This window comes from Nonomuraea sp. NPDC049141 (assembly GCF_040648415.1).
Lineage (GTDB): Bacteria > Actinomycetota > Actinomycetes > Streptosporangiales > Streptosporangiaceae > Nonomuraea.
On sequence record NZ_JBEZDR010000026.1, the window covers coordinates 161,456 to 182,812 of the forward strand.

The 21,357-nt window shown below is 69.6% G+C and carries 20 protein-coding genes and 1 tRNA gene; 12 read left to right on the top strand and 9 right to left on the bottom strand.

The features are described from left to right. Positions 1-6 precede the first annotated feature (6 nt). From AB0B91_RS52220 to AB0B91_RS52230, 3 genes are read left to right on the top strand one after another with little or no spacing between them, the layout of a single operon-like run. Positions 7-606: a TetR/AcrR family transcriptional regulator gene (locus AB0B91_RS52220; protein WP_358338227.1), complete on the top strand. Its 600-nt coding sequence runs from the start codon at positions 7-9 to the stop codon at positions 604-606. Further along, positions 603-977: a VOC family protein gene (locus AB0B91_RS52225; protein ID WP_358338230.1), complete on the top strand. Its 375-nt coding sequence runs from the start codon at positions 603-605 to the stop codon at positions 975-977. The genes AB0B91_RS52220 and AB0B91_RS52225 overlap by 4 nt, the downstream gene beginning before the upstream one ends. Positions 978-1,020: 43 nt before the next feature. Then, entirely contained in the window at positions 1,021-1,782 is a 762-nt protein-coding gene (locus AB0B91_RS52230; RefSeq protein ID WP_358338233.1) for a hypothetical protein, read from the top strand. A 38-nt stretch (positions 1,783-1,820) separates the two neighbouring features. Here the strand turns inward: AB0B91_RS52230 and AB0B91_RS52235 are convergent, their stop codons facing one another. The 3 genes from AB0B91_RS52235 to AB0B91_RS52245 are packed head-to-tail and all read right to left on the bottom strand — an operon-like array spanning position 1,821 to position 7,924. Then, positions 1,821-4,412 (bottom strand): LuxR C-terminal-related transcriptional regulator, encoded by a 2,592-nt coding sequence (locus tag AB0B91_RS52235; RefSeq protein ID WP_358338236.1) that lies wholly within the window; start codon positions 4,410-4,412, stop codon positions 1,821-1,823. A gap of 48 nt (positions 4,413-4,460) precedes the next feature. Beyond that, a complete protein-coding gene (locus AB0B91_RS52240) occupies positions 4,461-4,622 on the bottom strand; it encodes a hypothetical protein (RefSeq protein ID WP_214635288.1) in 162 nt (53 codons plus the stop codon). Positions 4,623-4,657: 35 nt separating this feature from the next. Beyond that, positions 4,658-7,924, bottom strand: a complete 3,267-nt coding sequence (locus tag AB0B91_RS52245; RefSeq protein ID WP_358338239.1) for a BTAD domain-containing putative transcriptional regulator — start codon at positions 7,922-7,924, stop codon at positions 4,658-4,660. 113 nt (positions 7,925-8,037) lie between these two features. Between AB0B91_RS52245 and AB0B91_RS52250 the strand changes: the two genes are divergently transcribed. Next, positions 8,038-8,562 (top strand): universal stress protein, encoded by a 525-nt coding sequence (locus tag AB0B91_RS52250; RefSeq protein WP_358338242.1) that lies wholly within the window; start codon positions 8,038-8,040, stop codon positions 8,560-8,562. On the opposite strand, the gene AB0B91_RS52255 is transcribed toward AB0B91_RS52250, so the two are convergent. Continuing rightward, positions 8,559-9,917 (bottom strand): PLP-dependent aminotransferase family protein, encoded by a 1,359-nt coding sequence (locus AB0B91_RS52255; RefSeq protein WP_358338245.1) that lies wholly within the window; start codon positions 9,915-9,917, stop codon positions 8,559-8,561. The two genes, AB0B91_RS52250 and AB0B91_RS52255, sit on opposite strands and share 4 nt — an antisense overlap. Positions 9,918-9,985: 68 nt before the next feature. On the opposite strand from AB0B91_RS52255, the gene AB0B91_RS52260 reads away from it, so the two are divergent. The 5 genes from AB0B91_RS52260 to AB0B91_RS52280 all read left to right on the top strand — a co-directional run bounded on the left by AB0B91_RS52260 (position 9,986) and on the right by AB0B91_RS52280 (position 12,781). Further along, positions 9,986-10,435 carry a carboxymuconolactone decarboxylase family protein gene (locus AB0B91_RS52260; protein ID WP_358338248.1) on the top strand — a complete coding sequence of 150 codons (450 nt, stop codon included), beginning with the start codon at positions 9,986-9,988 and terminating at the stop codon, positions 10,433-10,435. Further along, positions 10,435-11,634, top strand: a complete 1,200-nt coding sequence (locus tag AB0B91_RS52265) for an MFS transporter (RefSeq protein ID WP_358338250.1) — start codon at positions 10,435-10,437, stop codon at positions 11,632-11,634. The genes AB0B91_RS52260 and AB0B91_RS52265 overlap by 1 nt, the downstream gene beginning before the upstream one ends. Before the next feature lie 192 nt (positions 11,635-11,826). Beyond that, positions 11,827-11,946 (top strand): DLW-39 family protein, encoded by a 120-nt coding sequence (locus AB0B91_RS52270; RefSeq protein WP_214635294.1) that lies wholly within the window; start codon positions 11,827-11,829, stop codon positions 11,944-11,946. Positions 11,947-11,962: 16 nt separating this feature from the next. After that, complete coding sequence (locus AB0B91_RS52275; RefSeq protein WP_358338253.1) at positions 11,963-12,691, top strand: HAD-IA family hydrolase; 729 nt, start codon at positions 11,963-11,965, stop codon at positions 12,689-12,691. Positions 12,692-12,705: 14 nt separating this feature from the next. Then, positions 12,706-12,781, top strand: a tRNA-Ala gene (locus AB0B91_RS52280). A 56-nt stretch (positions 12,782-12,837) separates the two neighbouring features. Here the strand turns inward: AB0B91_RS52280 and AB0B91_RS52285 are convergent. Beyond that, a complete protein-coding gene (locus AB0B91_RS52285) occupies positions 12,838-13,098 on the bottom strand; it encodes a tyrosine-type recombinase/integrase (RefSeq protein WP_358338256.1) in 261 nt (86 codons plus the stop codon). Positions 13,099-13,224: 126 nt separating this feature from the next. Beyond that, complete coding sequence (locus AB0B91_RS52290) at positions 13,225-14,214, bottom strand: aminoglycoside adenylyltransferase domain-containing protein (RefSeq protein WP_358338259.1); 990 nt, start codon at positions 14,212-14,214, stop codon at positions 13,225-13,227. Between the two features lie 1,553 nt (positions 14,215-15,767). Here AB0B91_RS52290 and AB0B91_RS52295 point away from each other — a divergent pair. After that, on the top strand, positions 15,768-16,067 hold the full coding sequence (locus AB0B91_RS52295; RefSeq protein ID WP_358338262.1) for a DUF6247 family protein: 300 nt from the start codon (positions 15,768-15,770) through the stop codon (positions 16,065-16,067). Beyond that, a complete protein-coding gene (locus AB0B91_RS52300; protein WP_358338264.1) occupies positions 16,064-16,321 on the top strand; it encodes a hypothetical protein in 258 nt (85 codons plus the stop codon). The genes AB0B91_RS52295 and AB0B91_RS52300 overlap by 4 nt, the downstream gene beginning before the upstream one ends. Before the next feature lie 978 nt (positions 16,322-17,299). Here AB0B91_RS52300 and AB0B91_RS52305 read toward each other — a convergent pair. Beyond that, the gene (locus AB0B91_RS52305; RefSeq protein WP_358338267.1) at positions 17,300-17,890 is read right to left on the bottom strand and encodes a TetR family transcriptional regulator; all 591 of its coding nucleotides are present in this window, start codon (positions 17,888-17,890) and stop codon (positions 17,300-17,302) included. An 84-nt stretch (positions 17,891-17,974) separates the two neighbouring features. Between AB0B91_RS52305 and AB0B91_RS52310 the strand changes: the two genes are divergently transcribed. Beyond that, positions 17,975-18,313, top strand: a complete 339-nt coding sequence (locus AB0B91_RS52310) for a hypothetical protein (RefSeq protein WP_358338270.1) — start codon at positions 17,975-17,977, stop codon at positions 18,311-18,313. Between the two features lie 362 nt (positions 18,314-18,675). Here AB0B91_RS52310 and AB0B91_RS52315 read toward each other — a convergent pair whose 3' ends face one another. Beyond that, entirely contained in the window at positions 18,676-20,397 is a 1,722-nt protein-coding gene (locus tag AB0B91_RS52315; protein ID WP_358338273.1) for a helix-turn-helix transcriptional regulator, read from the bottom strand. Between the two features lie 85 nt (positions 20,398-20,482). Next, positions 20,483-21,256, bottom strand: a complete 774-nt coding sequence (locus AB0B91_RS52320) for a hypothetical protein (RefSeq protein WP_358338276.1) — start codon at positions 21,254-21,256, stop codon at positions 20,483-20,485. Between the last annotated feature and the right edge of the window lie 101 nt (positions 21,257-21,357).

Sequence of the window (21,357 nt, forward strand, 5' to 3'; positions counted from 1 at the left end):
GTTCGTATGAGTGAGAAACCCGTCCGGCGCAGGGCGCCGGGAATGAGCCCCGAGGAGCGCCGCGCGATGATCGTCGCCGCTGCCCTCCCCCTGGTGGCCGAGTACGGCACCGCGGTCACCACCAGCCAGATCGCCAGGGCGGCGGGCATCGGGGAGGCCACCATCTTCCGGGTGTTCGCCGACAAGGACGAGCTGCTCGACGCCTGCATGGTCGAGGCGATGCGGCCCGACCACGCCGTCACGGAGATCGCCTCCATCCCGCTCGACCAGCCGCTGGCCGAGCGGCTCGCCGACGCGGCCGACGCGCTCTCCGCCCATCTGGCGCGCATGGGCACCGTGGCCGGCGTCCTGCACTCCACCGGTCACCGGCGCGGCGAGCAGGGCGCCCGTCCGCAGCCGCAGCCGGGCAGCCGCGAGGCGTCCATGCAGCTGATCGGCGACGCGATCGCCGACCTGCTCGAACCGGATGAGGCATCGCTGCGGCTGCCCGCCGAGACGGTCGGCAAGGTCTTCCTGGGCCTGCTGTTCGTCCGGCCGGCCGTCCTGTCCACGAGTCAGCTTGTCGAGGTGTTCCTGCACGGAGCCATCAAGGAGGAGTCGGCGTGACTGTTTCCCTCAACCACACGATCGTTCCCGCGGCCGACAACAACAGGGAGGCCGACTTCTTCGCCGAGATCATGGGGCTGGAGCGCCTGCCGCCTTCGGGGGCCCGGGGTCACTTCGCCCCTGTGCGGGTCGGCGAGACCCTCACGTTGGACTACATGGCCGTCGAGAATCCCGAGGGGCATCACCTGGCCTTCGACGTCGATCCCGCCACGTTCGACGCGATCCTGGCCCGCATCCAGGAGCGCGGTGTGTCGTACGGGAACCATCCCGCGACCCCCGACAACGGGCGGATCGACCACCCGCTCTGCCCGCGCGGACTGTTCTTCACCGACGCGGTCCGCAACCTCTACGAGGTCATGTCGCCCGAATGAGTTGATGAACACTGCCGCGTTCTCACCGGCATAATGACGCCCAATGCCGAAATTTCATGATCTGTCGGAGTATGCGGCGACCATCGGTCCCGTCATCGACGCGGTCCACGTGAACGTGCACGCCTCGGCCCGCAAGGAGGTGGCGGGGCTGCCGCTCGGCTTCCTGACCGACCTGCGCTTCACGCTCCCTGTCCGCGCGCTGACCCGGCGCTCGCTCGCCGGCATTTATCGGTACGGTGACGCGGCCTCGCTCGATGCCGAGATCCGGGACCACCTGGAGCGGGGCATGCTGGAGGAGGACGGAGACGGCGCGCTGCGGCCGACGGCCGAGGCGCTGGCGTTCATCGACGGGCTCTACGCCGTGCACGCCGCCACCACCGCGCGGATCTGGGCGGGTCATGATCTCCAGACGCTCGCCGACCTGGCTGGACGGGTGGTGGACGCGGCCGGTGCCGCTTACGGTCGCGAGCCTGGTGGCGACGCCAATGGTGAGCCCAGTGGCGACGCTTATGGTGAGCCCGGTGGCGCTTTTGCCGCGATGGCGCCGCCGTACGAGCCGGTGGGCACGCCCGCGGGCGTGCTGCTGTTCAACCGGCTCGCCGCGCTGCGCTACCACCGCGCCGACGCGCACGCTGCCGCCTGGCGGGCCGCCGGTCTCACCGCCGCCGAGATCGTCGCGCTCGGTCCGGGGCCTCTGCGCGACCGGATCGAGCGGGAGACCAACCAGCGGGCCGCCGCGCCGTACGGCGCGATCACCGACCACGAGCGCGCGCTCTTCCACGACGGCCTGCTGGCGCTGGTCTAGAGCGACTGGGCTCCGGTCCAGAAGGATCGGGCACCGGTCTAAGGGGACGTCAGCAACCGCCCCACCTCCGCCCGGTCGTTGACGCCGAGCTTCTCGTACACGGCCTGCAGGTGGTTCGCGGCCGTCCGGGTGGAGACCGTGAGCCGGGCGGCGATCTGCCGGTTGGTCAGGCCGGCCGCCGCGAGCTGGACGATCTCCCGCTGCCGTGGCGTCAGCTCGGGCGTGGCCAGCTCGACCAGCGCGGGCGTCGAGACCCCCGGGCAACGCCTGGCCAGCGCCCACGCCCTGGTCTGCGCCCCCTTGGCCAGGGCGCCCCGGCCCAGAGCGCGGTAGGCGGCGGACTCCTGGGCGGTGGCCTCGGCGGCGTAAAGGATCATCCCGAGCCGCTCGAACTCGGCCGCCACCGCCCGCAGCTCCTCGGGGTCGCGGGTGGCCCGCGCGTGCCTGGCCAGGAGCTCGACGAGGGACCCGTCCACCCGTTCGGCCAGCACTGACAGCCGGTCGGCGGCCAGCTCGGGAACACCGAGCCGCACCAGATCGTGCAGCGCGAACATCAGGTGCCCGAACTGCTCGTGCTTCTCCGCGACATCGGCCGCCGACAGGCACAGGCGTACCGCCCCATCCAGGTCACCGCAGCCCGCCGCCACCCACACCGCGGCCTGCAGCGTCGGATGGCGGGTGAACGCCCATCGGGAGGCGAGCTCCTCGGCCTCGGGCAGCAGTTCGCGCGCCTCCGCAGTCCTGCCCAGCAGCGCCAGAGCGTGCGCCTGCTCGGCCAGGCACCGACCCCGGTATGGTGAGCGGTCGTGCAGCCCGGCGGCGTCGTCGCGGCTCCAGCGTACGGCGCCTTCCGCATCGCCCCGCAGCCTGCTGGCCAGCGCCCGAAAGGCCCCGAAGCCGGAGACGGACAGCTCGGCCACGGCCAGCTCCATGCCGTAGTCGGCGGTGCGTTCCGCCGCGTCCAGCTGCCCGGCGAACGTCTCGGCGGCGCAGCGCGCGTCGAGCATCGTCGGCAGCGCGTGCGGCGTCTCGTCCCCCCAGCCGTCCGCCCCGGCCAGGGCCTGCTCGACGACCGCGAGGGTGTGCTCGGTCCGGCCCGAGTAGGCGCTGGACCAGGCGTCGAGCGCGGCCACGTGCGCCGCGCCGCGTACCGTGATCGGCGTGCACGCGCGGGCCCGGTCGAGCGACTCGACGGCTCTGGTGGTGCGGCCCGCCCAGAACTCGGCCACGCCGAGGTAGATGTACGCCTCCTGCCGCCAGGCCGGGTCGGTGAGGGTGCGCGCCGCCTCGCCGAGCACCTGACACGCCTCGGCGAGGGCGCCCGCCCAGGCGTGGTTGAGGCCCAGGCTGATGGCGTGTTGCGCGCGTTCGCTCTCGGTGACGACCGCCCGCGCCGTCTGCCGGAGCGCCGTCAGCGCGGCGTCGGCGTCACCCAGCACCATGAGCGCCTGGCCGAGCAGCGCGACCGCGGCCACGCTCGCCCCCGCCTCCATCGCGGCCCTGGCCAACCGGGCGGCCAGGCGGGGATCCTGCCTGGCCCAGGCCAGGCCGGCGGCGACGAGCAGCATGTCCGGCTCGGCCGTAGAGCCGCTGTCGAGCCGCCACACCGCCGCGCGCAGCACGTCCTCGCGCCGCCGCAGCCCGCTCGCCTCCAGCGCCTCGGCCAGCATCCGCAGCCGCCGCCGCGTCCGCAGCGTGCCGCAGCCGCCGCGTACCACCTCGCCGTAGAGGGGGTGGCCGAGCCGCAGGTGCTCCCGCTGCCCGTCGCGTACGGCCACGATCAGCCCGCGGTCCTCCACCCGCTCCGTCGCGCTCGGCGAGGTGAGCGAGACCAGCAGCTCGGTGCCGAGCGGCTCGCCGAACGCCACCAGTTCCAGCACCTCGCGCTCGTCCTGGTCGAGGTGCCCGATCCTGGCGTCGACCAGCTCACGCAGCCGGGTGGTCATCGACAGCTCGCCCTGCCAGCGCCACTGACCGTCGGTCTCGGTCAGGCAGCCGGCGCTGCGGCCGGCGTGTACGAGTTCGCGCAGGTAGAGCACGTTCCCCTCGCTGACCCTGGCCAGGTGCCTGACCGTCGGCCCGGCCACCTCCCCGCCGAGCGCCCCGGCCAGCACCTCCGCGACCTCGGCCACGGTCAGGGGCGGCAGCTCGATCCGGCAGAGCAGCTCGTCCTTCCACAGCGCGGCGACCGGCGCGGGCAGCGGCTCACCGCTGCGCACCGTGACCAGCAGCCTGGCGGTGCCGCTCTCCGCCAGGTGGTGCACCAGCGCCGCCGACGCCGGATCGAGCCGGTGCGCGTCGTCCACGCTCACCAGCAGCTCGTCCCGCCCCGCGCTGATCCGCAGGTGCCGCGCGGCCCACCGCAGCAGGTTCTCGCCGCTGCCGGGCGGTCCGGTCAGCGCGTGCGCGAACGCGCCGAACGGGATCACCGCCGCCGTCTCCGTGCCCAGCGCACGGACCACCCCGTACCCCTTCAGACCCGACAGCGCCTGCGCCGCCAGCCTGCTCTTGCCTACCCCCGCGTCCCCGGCGATCATCACGCCAGCTCTCGACCGCAGAGTCTCCCGTACGGTCGCCAGCTGACCCCCTCGCCCGACGAACGGCCATGCGCTCCCCAGCTGCTCGCTCATCGTGCCTCCTCTCACCCTTGATGGTGGTGAGGAAGGTTCGCGGGAGGTTCAGGGCTGATCTGGCTTCAGACCGGCGGCGGAGAGTAGCAGGTCGACCACCGCCTCGCTCCCACTGAACGGCACCGGTTCGCCCCCGACTTCTTCGAGCAGCCCGCGAAGCTGGCCGCCGGACTGCTCCGGCTCGACCAGCCGTACGATGACCGTCCTCATTTCGGCACCATCTCGCCGAACGGTTCAGGTCAGGTTCAGGTGGGGTAGGGCGCGGGCTCCACTTCCAGCTCACGCATCCGTTCGGCGTACAGGGCGTAGCGCCGCCGCGCGTCGCCGCGCCGCCCCGCCGAGTCGAGCACCCGCACCAGCCCGAGGTGGGCGCGCTCGTCGTAGCGGTCGCGTTCGAGCAGCCGCAGCCAGTAGCGGGCCGCCTCGTCGTGCCTGCCCTCGGCCGCCCGCGCCGTCGCGAGCCTGGCGGCCGCCTGCACGTACGCCAGCCTGGCCTCCTCGCGCAGCCCCACGGCCCAGTCGGCGTACGGGTCCTCCTCACAGAAGTCGCCCCCGTAGGACGCCTCGGCCTCCGCCCACCGCGCCAGCGCCTCCACCGGCCGCCCCGCCTGATCCAGCTGTACGGCCGCACCAACCAGGCCGAGGAACCCCTCCACGTCGACGTCCACGTTCGCCAGATCGAGCCGCAGCGCACCTTCGTCGGAGACGACGAACTCGTCCGCGGGCCGTACATGAGCCGGATCGAGCACGCCCCGCAGCGTGGACACCATCACGTTCAGCCGCTTCAGCCCGACCGAGTCGCCCTCCTGGTCCGGCCAGAGGATCTCCACCAGCCGCTCCCTGCTGATCGCCGCGCCCCGGCGGCTGACCAGGATCTTCAGCAGGTCGCGGGCCTTGCGCGACTGCCAGGCGGTACGCGCGACGGGCACCGCGCCACGCAGCACTCGGAACGTTCCCATGGTCTCGACCAGCACCCGAGCCTCCGTCGCCGGCGTGAACCGGCCGACCAGCGCGTCGATCCTGGCATCGAGCGCCCGGCAGCCGATCGCGTGCATGCGGCTCCTGACCCGGTACGCGACCTCCCTGCCGGTCACCGCGTCGCCCAGCGCGGCCCTGATCAGCTCGGCCCTGGCCCGGCCGACCGGATCGCCGAGCGCCGACCACCGGCGTACGGCCTCGTCGGCCAGCAGGGAGTCGCCGTCGAGCGCGGCGCGCAGCTCCACCATCGCGGCCTGGGCCGCGTGGTCCCTGCGCCGCACGGCGACCGGCTCGGCCTCGGCCAGCAGCGCCCTGGCCTCGTCATAGCGCCTGGCGGCCAGCGCGACGCGGGCCGCGACCAGCCTGGCGTTCACCCCGGCGATGCCCTCCGCGTGCTTCAGCGCCCGCGCGGCCACGCGAGCCGCCTCGTCGGGATCGTCGTCCGCGAGCAGCACGGCCAGCTTGTTCAGCGCGTTGGACAGCTCCTGGACCTCGCCGGACGCGCCGGCGTCCGCGATGATCCGCCGATAGATGGCCATCGCCGACCTGCGGTCGCCACGCAGCACCTGTACGTCGGCCAGCCGGATCAGCCCGTAGCCGACGAACCGCGACCCCATCGCCTCCCACCTGGCCGCCGCGTCCGCGGCGTCGATCGCCGCCTCCTCCAGCCGGCCGAGGCCGATGAGCGCCTTGGCCCGGTTGGCGATGTTCAGCGCGGCGTACGGGGCGAACGACACCAGATCCGACAGCCTGGCCGCGATCTCGACCTCCGCCAGCGCCCTGGCGTAGGCGCCCTCGTCGAGATGGCAGGAGGCGCGGTTGGCCCGGATGCGGATGAGCTGGACGACGTCCCCGGCCCGCTCGGCGTACTCCAGTGCCCTTAGGTAATAGGCGTCGTTGGCCCGCCGGTCGCCGTCGAGCGAGGCGAGCATGGCCTGCACGGTGCAGGCCGCGGCCAGGGCACCCGGATCGCCCAGCGCGCTGGCCAGCTCCAGCGCCCGGTCCGCCAGCTCGGCGCAGCCCGCCCGGTCCCCCTTCAGCCAGAGCACCGACGCGGTGGAGGCCGCGCACATCGCCGCGTCGGCGGGCGGCAGGCCGTACTCGAAGCCCTTGGTGTAGATGGCGATGGCCGAGTCGAGGTCGCCGCGCAGGTGGTCGATGAGGCCGAGCCGCCTGGCCAGGAACGCGTCGAACACCGACGTCGCCGCCGCGCGGGCGAGCAGGTCCCGCGCCCGGTTCCAGGCGCCGCGGTTCTGCTCCGCGATGCCGGCCAGGCGGAGCATCGCGGGCGCCTGCCTGGTCGGCTCCGGCAGCAGGCCGAGCGCCGCCACCACGTCGTCGCCGCGCTCGGCCAGGTGCGGGCCGTGCGTGCCGAGCAGCGAGGTGACGAGCGTGGTGTGCCGGGTGGCCACCGCGGCGCGCAGGGCCAGCTCGGGCTGGTCGTGTTCGACGTACCAGCGGGCGGCGACGGCGGCCGTGTCGTGCGCCTCGTGCCGGTCGAGCGGCGCGTGCGCGGCCAGTACGTGGGCGCTGGTGGCCGTTAACCGGTAGCCGCTGGTCAGGGCCGGTCCGTGCGCGATGGCCGGCCCGTGTCCGCTGATCGCGGCCGGCCGGTGCCCGTCGTGGCTCGCCTCCAGAAAAAGGCCCCGGCTGGTCAGCGAGGCCAGCGTGTCGGGCGGGGCGCCCAGCGCGGTGGCGAGGTCGTCGGTGAGCACCGGCAATACAGTCGCCGCCCGCAGCAGCTCGCGCATGGTCGCGGGCAGGTCGTCGAACGCGGACAGCGTGAGCCGCTCAAGCGTGGCAGAGGTGGCGGCCAGGCCCGCGGCGGTGCCCGGCCAGGCGGCGGGATCGGTGCGGGCCAGCGCGTCGAGCGCGGCCCGTACGGCGGCCGGCCAGCCGCCGCAGGCGTCATGCAGCGTGGCGGCGATCGCGGCCCCCGGCTCGCCCAGCCGGTCGCGCGCCCAGGCCGTGGTCTCCTCGATCGTGAGCGCGAGGTCGGTCGCGTCGAGGTCGAGCACCTCGTGGTCCTGGCGCAGCCGGGCCGTGGGGAACGGCAACGGCGCCCGCGAGGCCGTGACCACGTGCAGATGGCGAGGGGCCGCCCGGATCAGCGTCTCGACATAGCGTACGGAGCCGGCCGCGCCGATGATCGTCTCGATGCCGTCGAAGACCAGCGCGAGCCCCCGTCGCAACCGCCCGGCCAGCGCCTCGGCCAGCGCGCCCGCCAGCGCCGCCGCCCTGGACAGCTCGTCGGCGTCGGGCCCGAGCGGGGACTCGGCGGCGGCCGCGAGCTCGGCCGGCAGGTCGGGAACCGCCTCCGACAGGGCCGCGACCAGGGCGCCGGCCAGCGTGGTCAGGTCGCGATCGGCGGGCCCGAGCCGGTGGAGCACCGCCCCGACATCCTCGCTCCAACTCGTCAGGGCGATCGACTTGCCGTAGCCCGTGGTGGCCACCAAAGTGGTGAGCCTGTGCGTCAGCGCCCCGTCGAGCCGCCGGTCGAGGGCGGGACGGGGTTGCACCCACCCACGTTCCACCCACGCATGCTACGCCGGGGATCGCGAACGACTCCAGAGTTCGCAAAGTGCCACCTCCCGGTAACCAGGGGGGAGGCGCACTATGGTCGAGTACTTCTTCGAGGAGGGTCGCGGTGGATCAGGACCTGCCCGGCGGAGCGAGGCTGATCGTGGGAGTGGACGAATCTCCGGCCTCGCGTTGGGCGCTGGCATGGGCCATCGGGGCGGCACGGCTGCACCGGATGGCGCTGATCGCCGTGCACGTGAGCCGGGCGCCCATGCACCCCTTCCCCGAGGCGCTGCCCGTGCAGCACGCCATCAGGGCAGGGGAGGAGGCGCGGTGCAACGAGGTGATCGCGGGGGTGTTCGACGACGTGGCCGGTGGGCTGCCCGCCGACCTCACCACGGCGGTGGTCGGACGGGTCGGCGATCCCGGCTATCACCTCGTCGATCTGGCGCGTGAGGGCGATCTGCTGGTGCTCGGGCGGGGCAAGCGGGGGGTGTTGAGCCGGTTGCTCCTGCCTTCGACGAGCATGTACTGCGCGCGGCACGCCAAGACGACCGTGGTGATCGTCCGCCAGCCGACGCCGCCGGACGAGCCGCAGCTGCCGGGGGAGCGGACGCGGCGGTTCTGGAGCCGGAGCCGCAAGCACTTCTAGCTTGTCAGCAGGCTCAGGCCCTCTGGGATCTTGGACTGCTGGATCGCGCCGTAGCCCAGGACCAAGCCGTTCTGGGCGGGGGTCTCGCCGCAGTAGGCGTCGAGCCGTTCCACGGCGAGCCGGGGCGACGGCCGTACGGACACCCCTGGGGCGAAACGGGCGCAGAGGTGCAGGCCCGCGACCGAGGGGACCAGGCGCAGCCGGTCGTCGCTGGCGAGGGCGTCGACGATGAGGGCGTGCCGGGCGGCGTACTCGCGGGTGGCCTTCCTGATGTGCCTGGCCAGCAGGCCCTCGTCGATGAAGCGGGCCAGCGCGGCCTGCGCGGACAGCTCGCCGTGCCAGTCGGTCAGTTGCCTGGCGGCGCGCAGGGCGGGCATGAGCGAGGCGGGGGCGACCAGGAAACCGAGCCGCAACATGGGCAGCAGCGTCTTGGAGAACGAGCCGACATAGATGACCCGGCCCGCCCGGTCCAGGCTCTGGAGCGGCTCCAGCGGCCGGTCGCCGAAGCGGAACTCGCTGTCGTAGTCGTCCTCGACGATCACCGCGCGCCGCCGTTCGGCCCAGGCCAGCAGGGCGGCCCGGCGGGCCAGCGACATCGGGGTGCCGAGCGGGAACTGGTGGGACGGGGTGACGTACACCATCCGGGCGGCGTTCGGGATGGCGGCCACGTCGATGCCCTCGCCGTCCACCGGGACCCCGGCCACTCGGGCGCCCTGCGAGCGGAACAGCAGGCGCGCCGGCGGATAGCCCGGCTCCTCGACCGCCACGCAGGCGCCGGGATCGATGAGCACCCGGCCGATGAGGTCGAGCGCCTGCTGGGCGCCGTTGGTGATCAGGACGTCGTCGGCGCTCGCTCGTACGGAGCGGCTGATGCCTATATGTCGCGAAATAGCGTCTCTTAGGCCTTCATGGCCGGAGGGGTCGGCATATCCGGCGAGGCTGGTGCGGAGCTCGCGGGCCACCAGCCTGCGCCATGCCTCCATCGGGAACAGGCGCGCGTCGGGCATGCCCACGCGGAAGTCGTACTCGGGAGTGGGGGTCGGTGGCTGGGTGGGCATGGAGCGCCAGAGGGCGCGGGGGCGTACGACGCCTTGGGGTGCCGACCTGGCGCGTACACGCTCCGCGGAGACGAACGTGCCCGCGCCCGCCCGGCCGATGAGGAAGCCGTCGGCCACCAGGCGGTCGTACGCGACCGCGACCGTGTTCCGGGAGATCTCCAGCCGCTTGGCCAGCTCGCGGGTCGGCGGCAGGCGTTCGCCCGATCGGAGGCGGCCGTCGAGGATCGCGTCCAGCAGTTGCCGGTAGACCTGTGCGGCCAGGTCACCCCGGCCGTGGAGACTTATATGGACATCCATCTTGGCCCAATCATTTAACCGGAAATTGGAGCTTATGTCGGGACAAGGTGGGCTCTAGATTTGGGGTTATGACAGAGCGTATGAATCTCGGCGAACTCGCCGGAGAAGCCTACAAAGCCATGGCCGGCCTGGAGCGGTACGTCAAGCACAGCACGCTGCCCGCGCCCCTGCTGGAGTTGGTACGACTACGCGCTTCGCAGATCAACGGCTGCGTCTACTGCGTGGACATGCACAGCAGCGACGCCAAGCAGGCGGGCGAGTCCGACGCCAGGCTGCACGCCGTGGCCGTGTGGCAGGAGGCTCCCTTCTTCACCGACAAGGAGCGGGCCGCCCTGGCCTTCACCGAGGCCGCCACCAGGCTCTCGACCGACGACATCACCGACGAGATCTGGCAGCAGGCCGCCGAACAGTTCGACGACCAGGAACTCGCCGCACTCGTGGTGGCCGTCGCCACGATCAACGCCTGGAACCGGATGGGCGTGGCCACCCGCATGACCCCTGAGTCGTACAAGGGCTGATGACACTCCACAGGCGGCTCCTCGCCCAGGCGCAGTTGGCGAATTCGATCGGCGACGGTGCCTACCTGGTCACCTCGGCGCTCTATTTCGCCAGGATCGTCGGTCTGTCGGCGACGGAGATCGGCTTCGGGCTCACGCTGGGCTGGGCGGTCGGCACCGTCGCGGGCGTCCCGCTCGGACATTTAGCCGACCGGCGCGGGCCGCGCGGAGTGGCCATCCTGCTCGCCCTGATGACCGCCGTCGCGGTCGCGTCGTTCCTGTTCGTGCGGTCGTTCGCGCTGTTCACGCTGGTCGCCTGCCTGTACGGCACCGCGCAGACCGGCCTGTCCGCGGCCCGGCAGGCACTGCTCGCCGGACTGATCGAACCGGACAAGCGCACCGAGGTCCGAGCCGTGCTCCAGTCCACGCTCAACGGCGGCCTCGCGGTGGGCGCCGCTCTGGGCGGGCTGGCGCTGCACTTCGGCACTCGGGAGGCGTATCTGGCGGTGTTCGCGGTGGACGCGGTCAGCTTCCTGGCCGCCGCCGTACTGCTGCTGAGGCTGCCCGCCGTCGCCCCCGTCCCGGCCGTCGCCGGACCGAGGCTGGCCGTGCTCAGGGACCGGCCGTACGCGGTGGTCACGCTGATCAACGCGGTCATGCTCTTCTACATGCCGCTGCTCAGCCTGATCGTCCCCCTCTGGATCGTCCAGCGCACCACGGCACCGACCTGGCTCGTCTCGGCTCTGCTCCTGGTGAACACGGTGAGCGTGCTCCTGTTCCAGGTACGCCTCGCGCGGCGGGTAAGGGGCCTCGCCGACGCGTCCCGGTCGGTGCGGCACGCGGGCCTGGTCATGCTGGCGGCCTGCGCGGTGTTCGCGATGTCGGCCATCGGCTCGTCGGCCTGGCTCGCCGGGCTGATCCTGCTGGCCGCGGCCGGGCTCCAGGTGTACGGCGAGATGCTGCTGGGGGCGGGTGCCTGGGAGATCGGGTTCGCACTGGCTCCGGCTGACAAGCAGGGGCAGTACCAGGGGTTCTTCGGGACCGGGGTGGCGGTGGCCAGGATGCTCGGGCCCGTCGTCCTCACCACGCTCGTCATCGGCGGGGGGACACTGGGATGGCTGCTGGTCGGCGGGGTGTTCGTGGCGGCCGGCGCCGCGATGGGACCGGCCGTGAACTGGGCTTCACGAACCCCCGGTGTGCGTACCCCTGACCGGGTTTGACATGATCCACACAGTGTCCAAGATGGGACGGGTATAACCGGTCCCACCTGGGTATGTTCACTCGTTCTTTGCACATCCGGTACATCTGGTTCGTGCACAACACAAGGACCGCAGCCATCCCTTGCTAGGCTGCATGTCAACCGTTGGGTCTCACCCCGGCAGGTGAGGCCGTCGAAGAAGTGGGGTCACACCGTGAAGAAGCTTGTCGTTCTGGCGCTGATCGCCCTTGGGGGGCTGCTGGTCTGGCGCAAAGTGCAGGCTGATCGCGCCGAGCTCGATCTCTGGACCGAGGCCACCGGCAGCGAGAACTGATCGACCTGGCGAGGCGATGAGTGACGTCGTCCCCATCAAGCTGGCGTGCCTGGACCTGGCCGGCACAACAGTCGGTGACATCGCCATGGTCGAGCGTGCTTTCGCCGAAGCGATAGCCACTCAAGGCATCGTCCCCGGGACCGGAGCGTACGCGCGTGCCATGGTGCACGTGCACCGGTCCCGGGGCTGCCCCAAGATCGATGTCTTCCGAGGGATCTTCCCCGGCAACGAGGCCCAGGCCCAGGCGGCGAACCTGACGTTCGAGCGCTCGTACGAGGGTGCGCTCGACCGAGCAGGTCTCGTCCCCATGCCCGGCGTCATCGAGGTCCTCGACAAACTCCGCGGCTCCGGCGTGCGCCTGGCCCTGATCACCGGCTTCAGCCGCGTCACCCTGAGCCGCGTCCTCAGCGTGCTCGGCTGGCACGACAAGATCGACCTCGCCATCTGCCCCGAAGACGCCGGCGGCCGCGGCCGCCCCTGGCCCGACATGGTCCTGCACGCCGTACTCCGCCTGGGCATCGAGGATGTACGACAGGTGGCGGTCATCGGCGACTCGGAAAGCGACATGCTGTGTGGTCGTCGAGCGGGTGCTTCTGTTGTGGCTGGGGTGATGACGGGGGTACACAGCCGGGAGCGGCTGCTCAAGGGAGGCGCCACGCACATTTTGGACTCGATCGCGGACTTCCCTGGCTTGATCTTGAGCGAAGACCTGAGCAGGCAGCAGATGGGTGTCGCGGACCGGTAAGCTATCTTCGTCGAGGGGCCTTAGCTCAGTTGGCAGAGCGCCTGCTTTGCAAGCAGGAAGTCAGGAGTTCGAATCTCCTAGGCTCCACCAGCCAAAACACCCCGCCACTGATCTTGTGACGGGGTGTTCGGGCTATTAACGGACCATTAGCCATCCTGGCCCATCCTCTTCCATTCGGCCTCGACACGAGCGCTGAGCGCATCCGCGATCCGCTGGTCAGCGTCCTTGGTGGCGTGCTGGTAGATGAGCGCCGCCCGATCGCTGTCGTGCCCCATCCGTGCTTTGAGATCGGCCAGGCTCGCCCCTGACTGCGCGGCGAGCGTGTTGCCCGTGTGGCGAAGATCGTGGAAGTGCAGGCCGGCGAGCCCCATCTCCTTGAGCGCCCCGTCGCCATCGCCCCAGGACAAGCCCAGCGGGCCAAGGGCCTGGGGCGAAGGTCGTTCCTCCAGTTGGGGGCTCCACCTTCACCCCAGGCCCTTGGCCCGCTTCCCTGACGGGTGGGACGACGGCGACGGGATGATCCGGCCAGAGGGCTATGCGAGGGCGCAGCGAGGATCGCTTGTCGCCAAGACGATCGCAATACCCCAGGAGCAGTGGAAGCTCAAACCTCCAGGCACGCATGACCGCGCGGCTTCTCGTAGACGAAAGAGAGGGTTTTCCACGTGTCGGCACGGCCCGCACTCCGCCCTGTCCGCGTGCTGTAGGGCGTGGGCGGCGAATGCCCGCAGGGCGTCGGCGTTCCATGCATGGCCGTCGGTCTCCCGTTCCTCAAGTGAGACCGGTCGAGCGCTGCGATAGCACGCGAGCGCCTGCTCCACGATCGGCCGATGGCGTTCGGGTAGTTCCTCCAGGGCCCACAGGGCTCCCTCCTCCTTGCTCAGCACGGTTCCCGGGGGGCTTTCGAACATCGCGATCACGCGGCACGCGTTGAGCACCCCGTAATAGGGGGATTCCAGCAGGCGATCATCCTTGAGCGCCCACGCCAGGTCCTCGAGAACGGCTGCCTTGTAGTCGGACTCCGGCACCGGCGCGAAGACGTCCTGCGGGGGCTCCCCGATCAGGGTCACGCCCCGGCTACGTGTCACGGTGATGTGCGCGGCCAGGTCCGGATCGGCCTGATGCCGGTCGTTGTAGTCCATCTGGCCGAGCAGGATCCGCTCCGTCCACGCGGCGGAATAGTGCACCTCGTAAGGTCGCGGATGCTCGTTTGCTCGCGCCTGTCGGCGGGTCAGGATGGACAGTTCGAGATCGCCAGTGATCGGCCGCCGGTCGCTTCGCATGGCCAGGGCGAGGGAGGTGTGCTCCCGTTGCCGGTCGTTGAGCGGCTCCTCGACGACCAGGAGCAGGTCCAGGTCGCTTTTGGCGCGGTAAAAGCAGCCCATTGCCAGGGAACCGTGCAGATAGGCGCCGACAAGTGGGATGCCGACAGCCGCGGGCGTGCCGGTCACATACTCGCGGACATCGGCGTCGCAGTCGTCCCACGACTGGGCGCGGTCGGCAGGATGAAGGAAATCGCTCAGCACTCCAGGGAACCTATGGCGCGGAGATTCGGTGTATCAACACTTTAATCCGCAGGTTCTGCGTTCGCGTCCTGGGCGTTCTGCGCCAGCGGCCCGCTGTGCAATATATGTGCGCGCCCGTACGGTCAGCGACCAGAGGGGATCACGAGCTCTCAAGTGGGAGCCACCCTGGGAGCCACCGGACTGGACGATCACGAGCATTGGCGGACTACTACGGACGTTGCAGTCTCCAGCCACCTGCCCGGCGAACACGTCTGAACGACATTGAAGATCGTTTGGGGACCTTGTAAACAGAAGGTCAGGTAGTGGTGCCCTGGCTGTACAGCCAAGAGGGCGAACACCGGCGGAACTCAGCGAACATCCACGGACACCGAACGCCGAGGTCAGAGCCGCCGAGCTTGATCGAAGCGCCTTCTTTTAATCCGCGGCTCCATAGGTTGACCTTTCGGGCGCGCTTCCTTGCGGGATGCACTACCAGGAGCCTGGCGCATCAACGATGAGATCTTCCGGCCGAGGGAGTGGGGCTGGCTCGTCTTCGATGGAGTAGATCTCCAGGCACAACAGGTGGCCTCCCTCGACGAAGAGCAAGACACCATCGTCGCGCTCCTGCACGCGCGCGGAGATCAGCACGCCGTCTTGCACCGGAGGGTTGAGTGCGCAAGGGCCTTTCCCTGGGCGAAGATCCACCGTCGCGCATCCGCATCCACAATGCCCGGCGACAACTGCCGAAGGGACTTGAGCCCGAAGCTCGTCCGCGCCAGGAAAGTCCTGCGCAAGAAGTGCCAGAATGACAGCTTGCTCCTTGTCTGACAGATGACGCTCGCTGCTCGACACATCGTCAAGGTATCGGATCGCCTGCAGGATATGCGCGGGATGATCTCCCTCGAACCCGAGGGACCATAAGGTGTTACAGGGCGCAGCCTCTCATGAAGGCGTCCGGGGGCCGTGCAATATGCGTGCAATGATCTTGGTGCTTGTGACGGCCTAGCAAGATGGCACCGCAGGTCGGATGCATGGAGTCGATAGGAACGGTCACGCCCTGTAAAACCGTCGGCGGTCTGTACCGCCCTTACGATCGCCTGTCTGTGGTCAGCCGCCGTAGGTGGCTGGGGGCGATCGACGGTCCAGGGCTTCGTTCCTCAGCCCCGGCCCACCGAACAACGTGGCTGATCACCTTATCGGCGGTGGAGGGCGATGAGGTTCGGCGCTCAGTTCGTGCACCTTGAGGCCCCGCCCGTTACCGGGCGAGCGTTCCTATCGCCAGCCCTACGATAAGTCGCACTCGTCGATCCATAGATCGGCTCCAGCTCTGTGAAGAAAACTGATGGCTTCTTCGTCAAGAACGAGCCCCCGCGGGCCGAAGCCCTCTCCCGGTTCAAACGACCGAAGCATGACCAACGTGGCCGCTGCGCCACCAGCGGTCAGCTCTCCGATTCCGCGCCGAGAATCGGGTGCCGCCGGCCAACGGAGATCTGGTCTTCTCCTGCTGTGAGCGGGGGTGACTGAGTGAGAGCATGATGGCGCGCTTTCATGCTCGGGAAGATAGGTTGGTCGGTATGACCGCTCAGCCTGTGGAGCCCGTTGCGCCCGGTGATCCAGGTGAGGATCCGGCTGCGATCTACGAGGCGCTTCCGCCATCGCACCGTGCCCGGTTCCGGGCTGAGTACGACGAGGCTTTGGAGGCCGCGCACGACTTGGCCCGCTTCAAGCAGGTGCAGACGCTGTTGCGTCAGTGGCGCCTGCGTGCCATTGCTTACGCTCGCCCGGGCTACGAGGAGGCCGTCCAGGACGCTCTCCAGAACCGTACGGAGATGTTCACTCGCTACACCCCGCCGGAGTGGAAGGGCCGGGTGTGAGCTACAAGTTCGATGGTTTCCACGGACGCGCCCTCTACGAGCTGAACGGTCTTCCCGACGAGGTCCGCGACGGCCCGCTGCTGGAACGTCTTCTTGAGCTCCTCCGCGATCCGTGGGACGCGGTCGCGGAGCGTCCCGGCCAGTCTGCGGTGAGACACGCCTTCTTCGGAGACAACGGCCAAGGGATGATGACGTTCATTCTCGATGAGGAGACCCGAACCTTGCGCATCATCGACCTCCTCTGGGCCGGCTGACCTCTGTGTCGCAGGCGGACGAGCACGGCTCGACACGCAGGTCCTTGACCAGGCGGGCCGCGTGCTCTCGGCGGGCCCGGTCGTCGGTGTCGTGGTCGAGAGGGTCGGTGGCCAGGCTCTTGATCAGGTACTAATCCAGCCACTTGCCTGCCGCAGGCGTACGCGCCAGAACGCTCTGAACGTCGTGCTGTTGACCGAGGCGGGCCACGTGCAGAGGCTGATAGGTGGCCGGGGGCGATCGACGGTTCATGGGGTCGTGGTCGCGGCCGGCAGGGTGCCAGGCAGTGCCATACGGCCGGTTTCGGGCCGCGTTAGCCCGTCGCCGCTACCCGCGACCTGCGGATATCTCGGCTGGTCGGATCATGTTTCATTGGTCGCGGGAATGGTCGCGCCACCGCGACCGGTTGCGGCTGGCTCGCGACCCTCACCCCCGCGATCATCCGAGAGTGTTCACAGCAGCTTTTCGCGCGCGGAGCGCGCCTCAGAAGACGCGCGAAGCGCCTTCAGCCCCCTTCCCCCCGCCGTACGGGTCCCGGCGAGGGACAGCAGGGACACCCTGTCCCTGGGATGTCCCTGATGATCCGGGCGCGTTACCGCAGGTCAAATCGCGCTCGGGGACACGGGGGACAGCAGGGACACTTCCGTGCAGGGACAGCCTGTCCATTAGTCCCCCTTGGTGTCCCCCGTGTCCCCCGTGTCTCCGGACATGGGCTGAACTGCGGAAACGTCGCTACGGCCGGGGGACACTTGGGGGACAGTCTCCGACCAGGTGTCCCCTGGCGGCGCGGCGTCCCTGAGAGCCTCTCTCGCAAGAGCATCTTTGCCTGCACGTGTGGCATCAGGACGTAGCTGGTAGGCCGTCTCGGTCCATCTCGACGTCTCGGACTGATCGCAAGCGCGTCTCCTCGGCACCTTCACCAGCGGCGCCCGCAGACCTACTGCCGGCGCACCGCCTGCCTACGATGCCGGCTATCGATCTCAGTGGGAACGCTCAGTCGGATCGGGCTCCGGATCGCCATGAACAATCGCGTGGAACGACTGACGTAGCAACGCGATGATCCTTTCCGGTGGCGCGTCCCGCAGCCCATCCAGGCCCAACAGGTACCGCCCAACGACGGTCCCCAACGTCAGCGCGCCGATCAACCCCGCCCGCAGGTCCGCATCCTCCCCTGGTACCGTCTCGGCGGCCTGGCGTTGCTCGGCGAGCATCGCCTCGCGCACCTCCTTGGCGGCCTCCGGATGGGTGAACATCGACCGAACAGCCGCCAGCGCGCCGACCGGCTCCGCCGTGACCTTCGCACCCAGCGCCGCCAGCAGCAGCTCAGCGACCTGCTCAGGGGTTCCGCCAATGGGTTCGTGCTGGTCAACCACGGCGACCTGGGCGAAGAGCTTCTCTTTCGACTCGAAGTACCTCATGACCAGGCCGGGATCGGTCTTCGCCTCGGCCGCGATCGCGCGAATCGTCGTCCGATCATAGCCATGCTCAGCGAACAACCTCCGCGCCGCCACCATGATCCGATCCTGGGTACGGCGACGCTGCTCAGCCCGGGAAACAGGTGCGGAACCCACCGGCTCAGTCTACACGCGTTGACTCAAGGCTCGAACCGCTGCTAGGTTTCAGTCAACGACTGTAGACCGAACTCCAGGGGAATCATGTTTCAGACCATCGCGCTCTCCTTCCTCGCCGGCCTCATGGGCACCAACGCGCTACCCCACCTGATCAAGGGCCTCGTCGGTGAGGAGTTCCCGAACGTGCTTGGCAACTCGCCCCTACGCAACGCACTCGCCGGCGCGACCGGAATCCTGCTAACCGGTCTCTTCGTACTCTGGGCCGATATGCCCAGCCACCCGTTGACCGCCGCCATCTCCATCGCCATCGGCACCTATGTCATGGCCATCTTCCACGGCCTGCGCGGCGCCTTCTGGCTGAACACCGCCGCCGGCCGCCCCAACCCGGCCACGCAGGCGAGCCAGGGCACACAGAGCAGCTAACACAGCGCGCATGAACTCCACAATGGACGATTCGATCGCGTTGGCGTTGTAGTCGAACTCCAGCTGCTACCAGCTGAAGGACCGCCTCCCAGACCATCGGGGCGCTCAGGCGCTTCTTCCAATGGGGCCGGAGCCCCGACCCCTGGAGGACTTCGCTTCGCTCAGACGTCTATTTGAGAAGGCGCAGGCTTCGCCTGCGCGTTCCACGTGACCGTTTATCGGGTTAGCTGGACAGTGTCTGCTGGCTCTGCCGCTCCCAGGTCAGATGTCTGGGTTTTCGATCTTCCTAGAAGCTACGGATGGGCCTCGGCGTGCGAGAGGGTATTGCACGGGATCATTGATCACGCCCTGCGCGAGGCTGCTCAGAATCGGCAGTAGAGGGCGGTTGCGTCGTCGAAGGTCTTGCCGCGTGGCCAGCGGGAGCCGTTCGGGTCGGACTGCTCGGCCTTGCGAACCTCATGGATGAGGCCGGAAGGTCCCTGCCTGTCGAGGATGTTTATGGCCTGCTGCCAGGTTGCTAGCTCGAAGCGGTCGATGAGGCGGGTGGCGCCGTCGCTGAGGAGTGCTGCGGCCCGGACGCGGCTCGTGGGGATGGTGCCGGCCAGGGCTTGTTCGGCGGCTAGGGGATCGATGGCTGCGACCCAGAATCCGCCGTCGCGGTTGCGGTGGTGGCGCATCCCCTCGACGTAGGCGCGGTGTGCTGCGATGTGTTCGGGGCTGCCGGAGTCGAGGGCGTCCACGGTTGCCCGGTAGCGGGCGCCTACGTGGGCTTCGCGGTCATCGGTGATCACCATGGGTTCCGGCTCGCCGATGTCGAGCACGAGCGTGGAGTCGGCCAGGACGAGCCAGTCAAGGGCGTCACTCGTGCACCGGAGCATGATCACGGTGGCGGAGGGGGTGCCCGGATGGGCCAGGTCGCACGTGCTGTCATGCAGTGAGGCGACGGTCTTGATTCCGTCCGCGAGCGTGTCGGTCAAGGATTCGGCGCTTTGGGTCATTGATGCGACCAAGGTGGAGCCCAGTGTCCGTGAGTACCAGGCGACGCCGTGCGTACAGCCGGATTCGGAACCTGGTGGGGTTCCCGCTCCGTCCAGGAGGACGGCGATATCGGGGGTGGCGGCGGCATAGTCTTCGTTGTCGCGGCCTGGAGCCGCTTCGGTGGCGAAGCCGACGCGCACGGCTACTCCTCTTCGTGGCGATACAGCGGGCTGGCCAGTTCGGACCTGACAGGTTCCCCGGTCGCGGGCACGTGAAGCGGGACTCCAAGCTCCGATAGTCGCCGGCGATGTCGGCGAGCAGGCCCGCAGCGCCTCGCCGTACACAGCAACCGACCCGAAAGCCTCAAAGGTCTCCACATGCGTCCCGATCTCCTCGGGATCGGTCAGAGTGAGGTCACCTGTGAGACTGTCAACGATGCTCGTGGAGCCGTCGAAGATCGTGAAGCCATGCAGGGGGAAGCACGGTGCCTCCACCGTCCACGGCACTACTCCGAGCCCAACCTGAGACAGGGTGGACACCTGGGCGAGCCGGTCGAGCTGCGCCATCATCAACGCAGGGGAGCCGGGCCAGGTACGCACCGCCCCCTCGGTGAGGAGGAAGGAGAACTCGCGCTCAGAGTCGAACAACACGGCTTGCGCTTCCAGCCGTACCGCCGCAGCCTTGGCCGCATCCGCCTCATCGACATCACGGCCGATGGCCAGAGCCAGTCGGGCATACTCCGCCGTCTGCAACAGTGCGGGGATCATCGCCGGCTGAAACGCAACCACCCGACGAGCCGAACGGAAACGAGCCGCGTTCGCCGTCTCACGCCCCGCGAGCCCACCCTTGAGCCGGGACACCTCATTACGCAGCCGCACGAGAAGGGCATCCAGCCCCGTACGCCCGGACTCGTCGAGCTCCAGCGCAGCCGACAGACGTTCCACCGTGTCAGGGGTCGGAAGGAGCTGACCTGTCTCTATCCGCGAGATCGTTGGCTGGGCGACCTGAGCACGCACGGCGAGTTCCTTGCCGGTCAGCCCGGCATCCCTGCGCAGCCGTCGCAGCAGCTCACCCAGCGCCCTCAGTCGATCTCGCCGATCCTCCACACAGGCCGTTCTACCACCGGCCATACGCCGATGTCTGGTCTCACTTGATGCTTGACGCTTTGGCATCGGATGATGCTTGACACTCCTAGCCGATCTTTCGCTTCTTAGTATGCGCCTGAGACTTGATCCGGGTGATCTCCTGGGTGGTGGTTCGGGGCACGACGCGGATGGGTTCGCCGTTGTCGTGCACGGTGATGTGGGTGTCGTCCACGGTCACGTCCAGGATCTTGCGGGCGTGGATCCGGCCGACTTGGATCTTCTGGCCGACGATCTGGAAGTGTCCGCGGCTGCAGACCACCCGCTGGACGGTGACGGGCTCGGTCGAGGCGCCGGGCGGTGGTCCGGCGGGGCGGGCGTTGCGCAGGGTGAGGCACTCGGCGAGCGGGAGCGGACAGGGCACGACACGTAGCAGCAGGCGTTCCTCGTCCATGACGCGGGCGGTGATGCCGTCCAGGCGCACGACGACGCGGCGGCCGGCCAGGTGGGCGCCGATGCACAGGGCCCGGCCGGCCAGACTGACCGTGCCGATCGAGCTGACCTGCCGATCCACCTCGACGGCGCTCGCCGCGATCGCGGGCTCGGGAACGGGTTCGGCCGTTGCCGGGCGGGCTTGTCCCGAGGCGAGGAGTGCGGCCAGGTCCTTGACGGTCAGCCGGGAGGCCACGCTCTTGAGCGTGCCACCGCCGGTGGTGAACACGTGCAGCCGCTGGGTGCTGATCCACAACGTGATCGGCATGCCCGCCCGGTCGGGGCCGAGCCAGAGTTGCTGGCCGCCGATCGACAGATTGCCCGAGGCGGGCACGATCCGATCGACCTCGATCGCCTGGCGTGAGAGCGGATCGATCGTGGTCGTCAGCATGGGCTCGGGCCGTCCGGGCCGTCCGGGCCGTCCGGGCCGTCCGGGCCGTCCGGGCCGTCCGGGCCGTCCGGGCCGTCCGGGCCGTCCGGGCCGTCCGGGCC

Coding starts and splice junctions, on each gene's coding strand:
- AB0B91_RS52220 (WP_358338227.1), top strand. CDS start 7: ATGAGTGAGAAACCCGTCCGGCGCAGGGCGCCGGGAATGAGCCCCGAG.
- AB0B91_RS52230 (WP_358338233.1), top strand. CDS start 1,021: ATGCCGAAATTTCATGATCTGTCGGAGTATGCGGCGACCATCGGTCCC.
- AB0B91_RS52235 (WP_358338236.1), bottom strand. CDS start 4,412: ATGAGCGAGCAGCTGGGGAGCGCATGGCCGTTCGTCGGGCGAGGGGGT.
- AB0B91_RS52240 (WP_214635288.1), bottom strand. CDS start 4,622: ATGAGGACGGTCATCGTACGGCTGGTCGAGCCGGAGCAGTCCGGCGGC.
- AB0B91_RS52255 (WP_358338245.1), bottom strand. CDS start 9,917: ATGGATGTCCATATAAGTCTCCACGGCCGGGGTGACCTGGCCGCACAG.
- AB0B91_RS52260 (WP_358338248.1), top strand. CDS start 9,986: ATGACAGAGCGTATGAATCTCGGCGAACTCGCCGGAGAAGCCTACAAA.
- AB0B91_RS52265 (WP_358338250.1), top strand. CDS start 10,435: ATGACACTCCACAGGCGGCTCCTCGCCCAGGCGCAGTTGGCGAATTCG.
- AB0B91_RS52275 (WP_358338253.1), top strand. CDS start 11,963: ATGAGTGACGTCGTCCCCATCAAGCTGGCGTGCCTGGACCTGGCCGGC.
- AB0B91_RS52295 (WP_358338262.1), top strand. CDS start 15,768: ATGACCGCTCAGCCTGTGGAGCCCGTTGCGCCCGGTGATCCAGGTGAG.
- AB0B91_RS52310 (WP_358338270.1), top strand. CDS start 17,975: ATGTTTCAGACCATCGCGCTCTCCTTCCTCGCCGGCCTCATGGGCACC.
- AB0B91_RS52320 (WP_358338276.1), bottom strand. CDS start 21,256: ATGCTGACGACCACGATCGATCCGCTCTCACGCCAGGCGATCGAGGTC.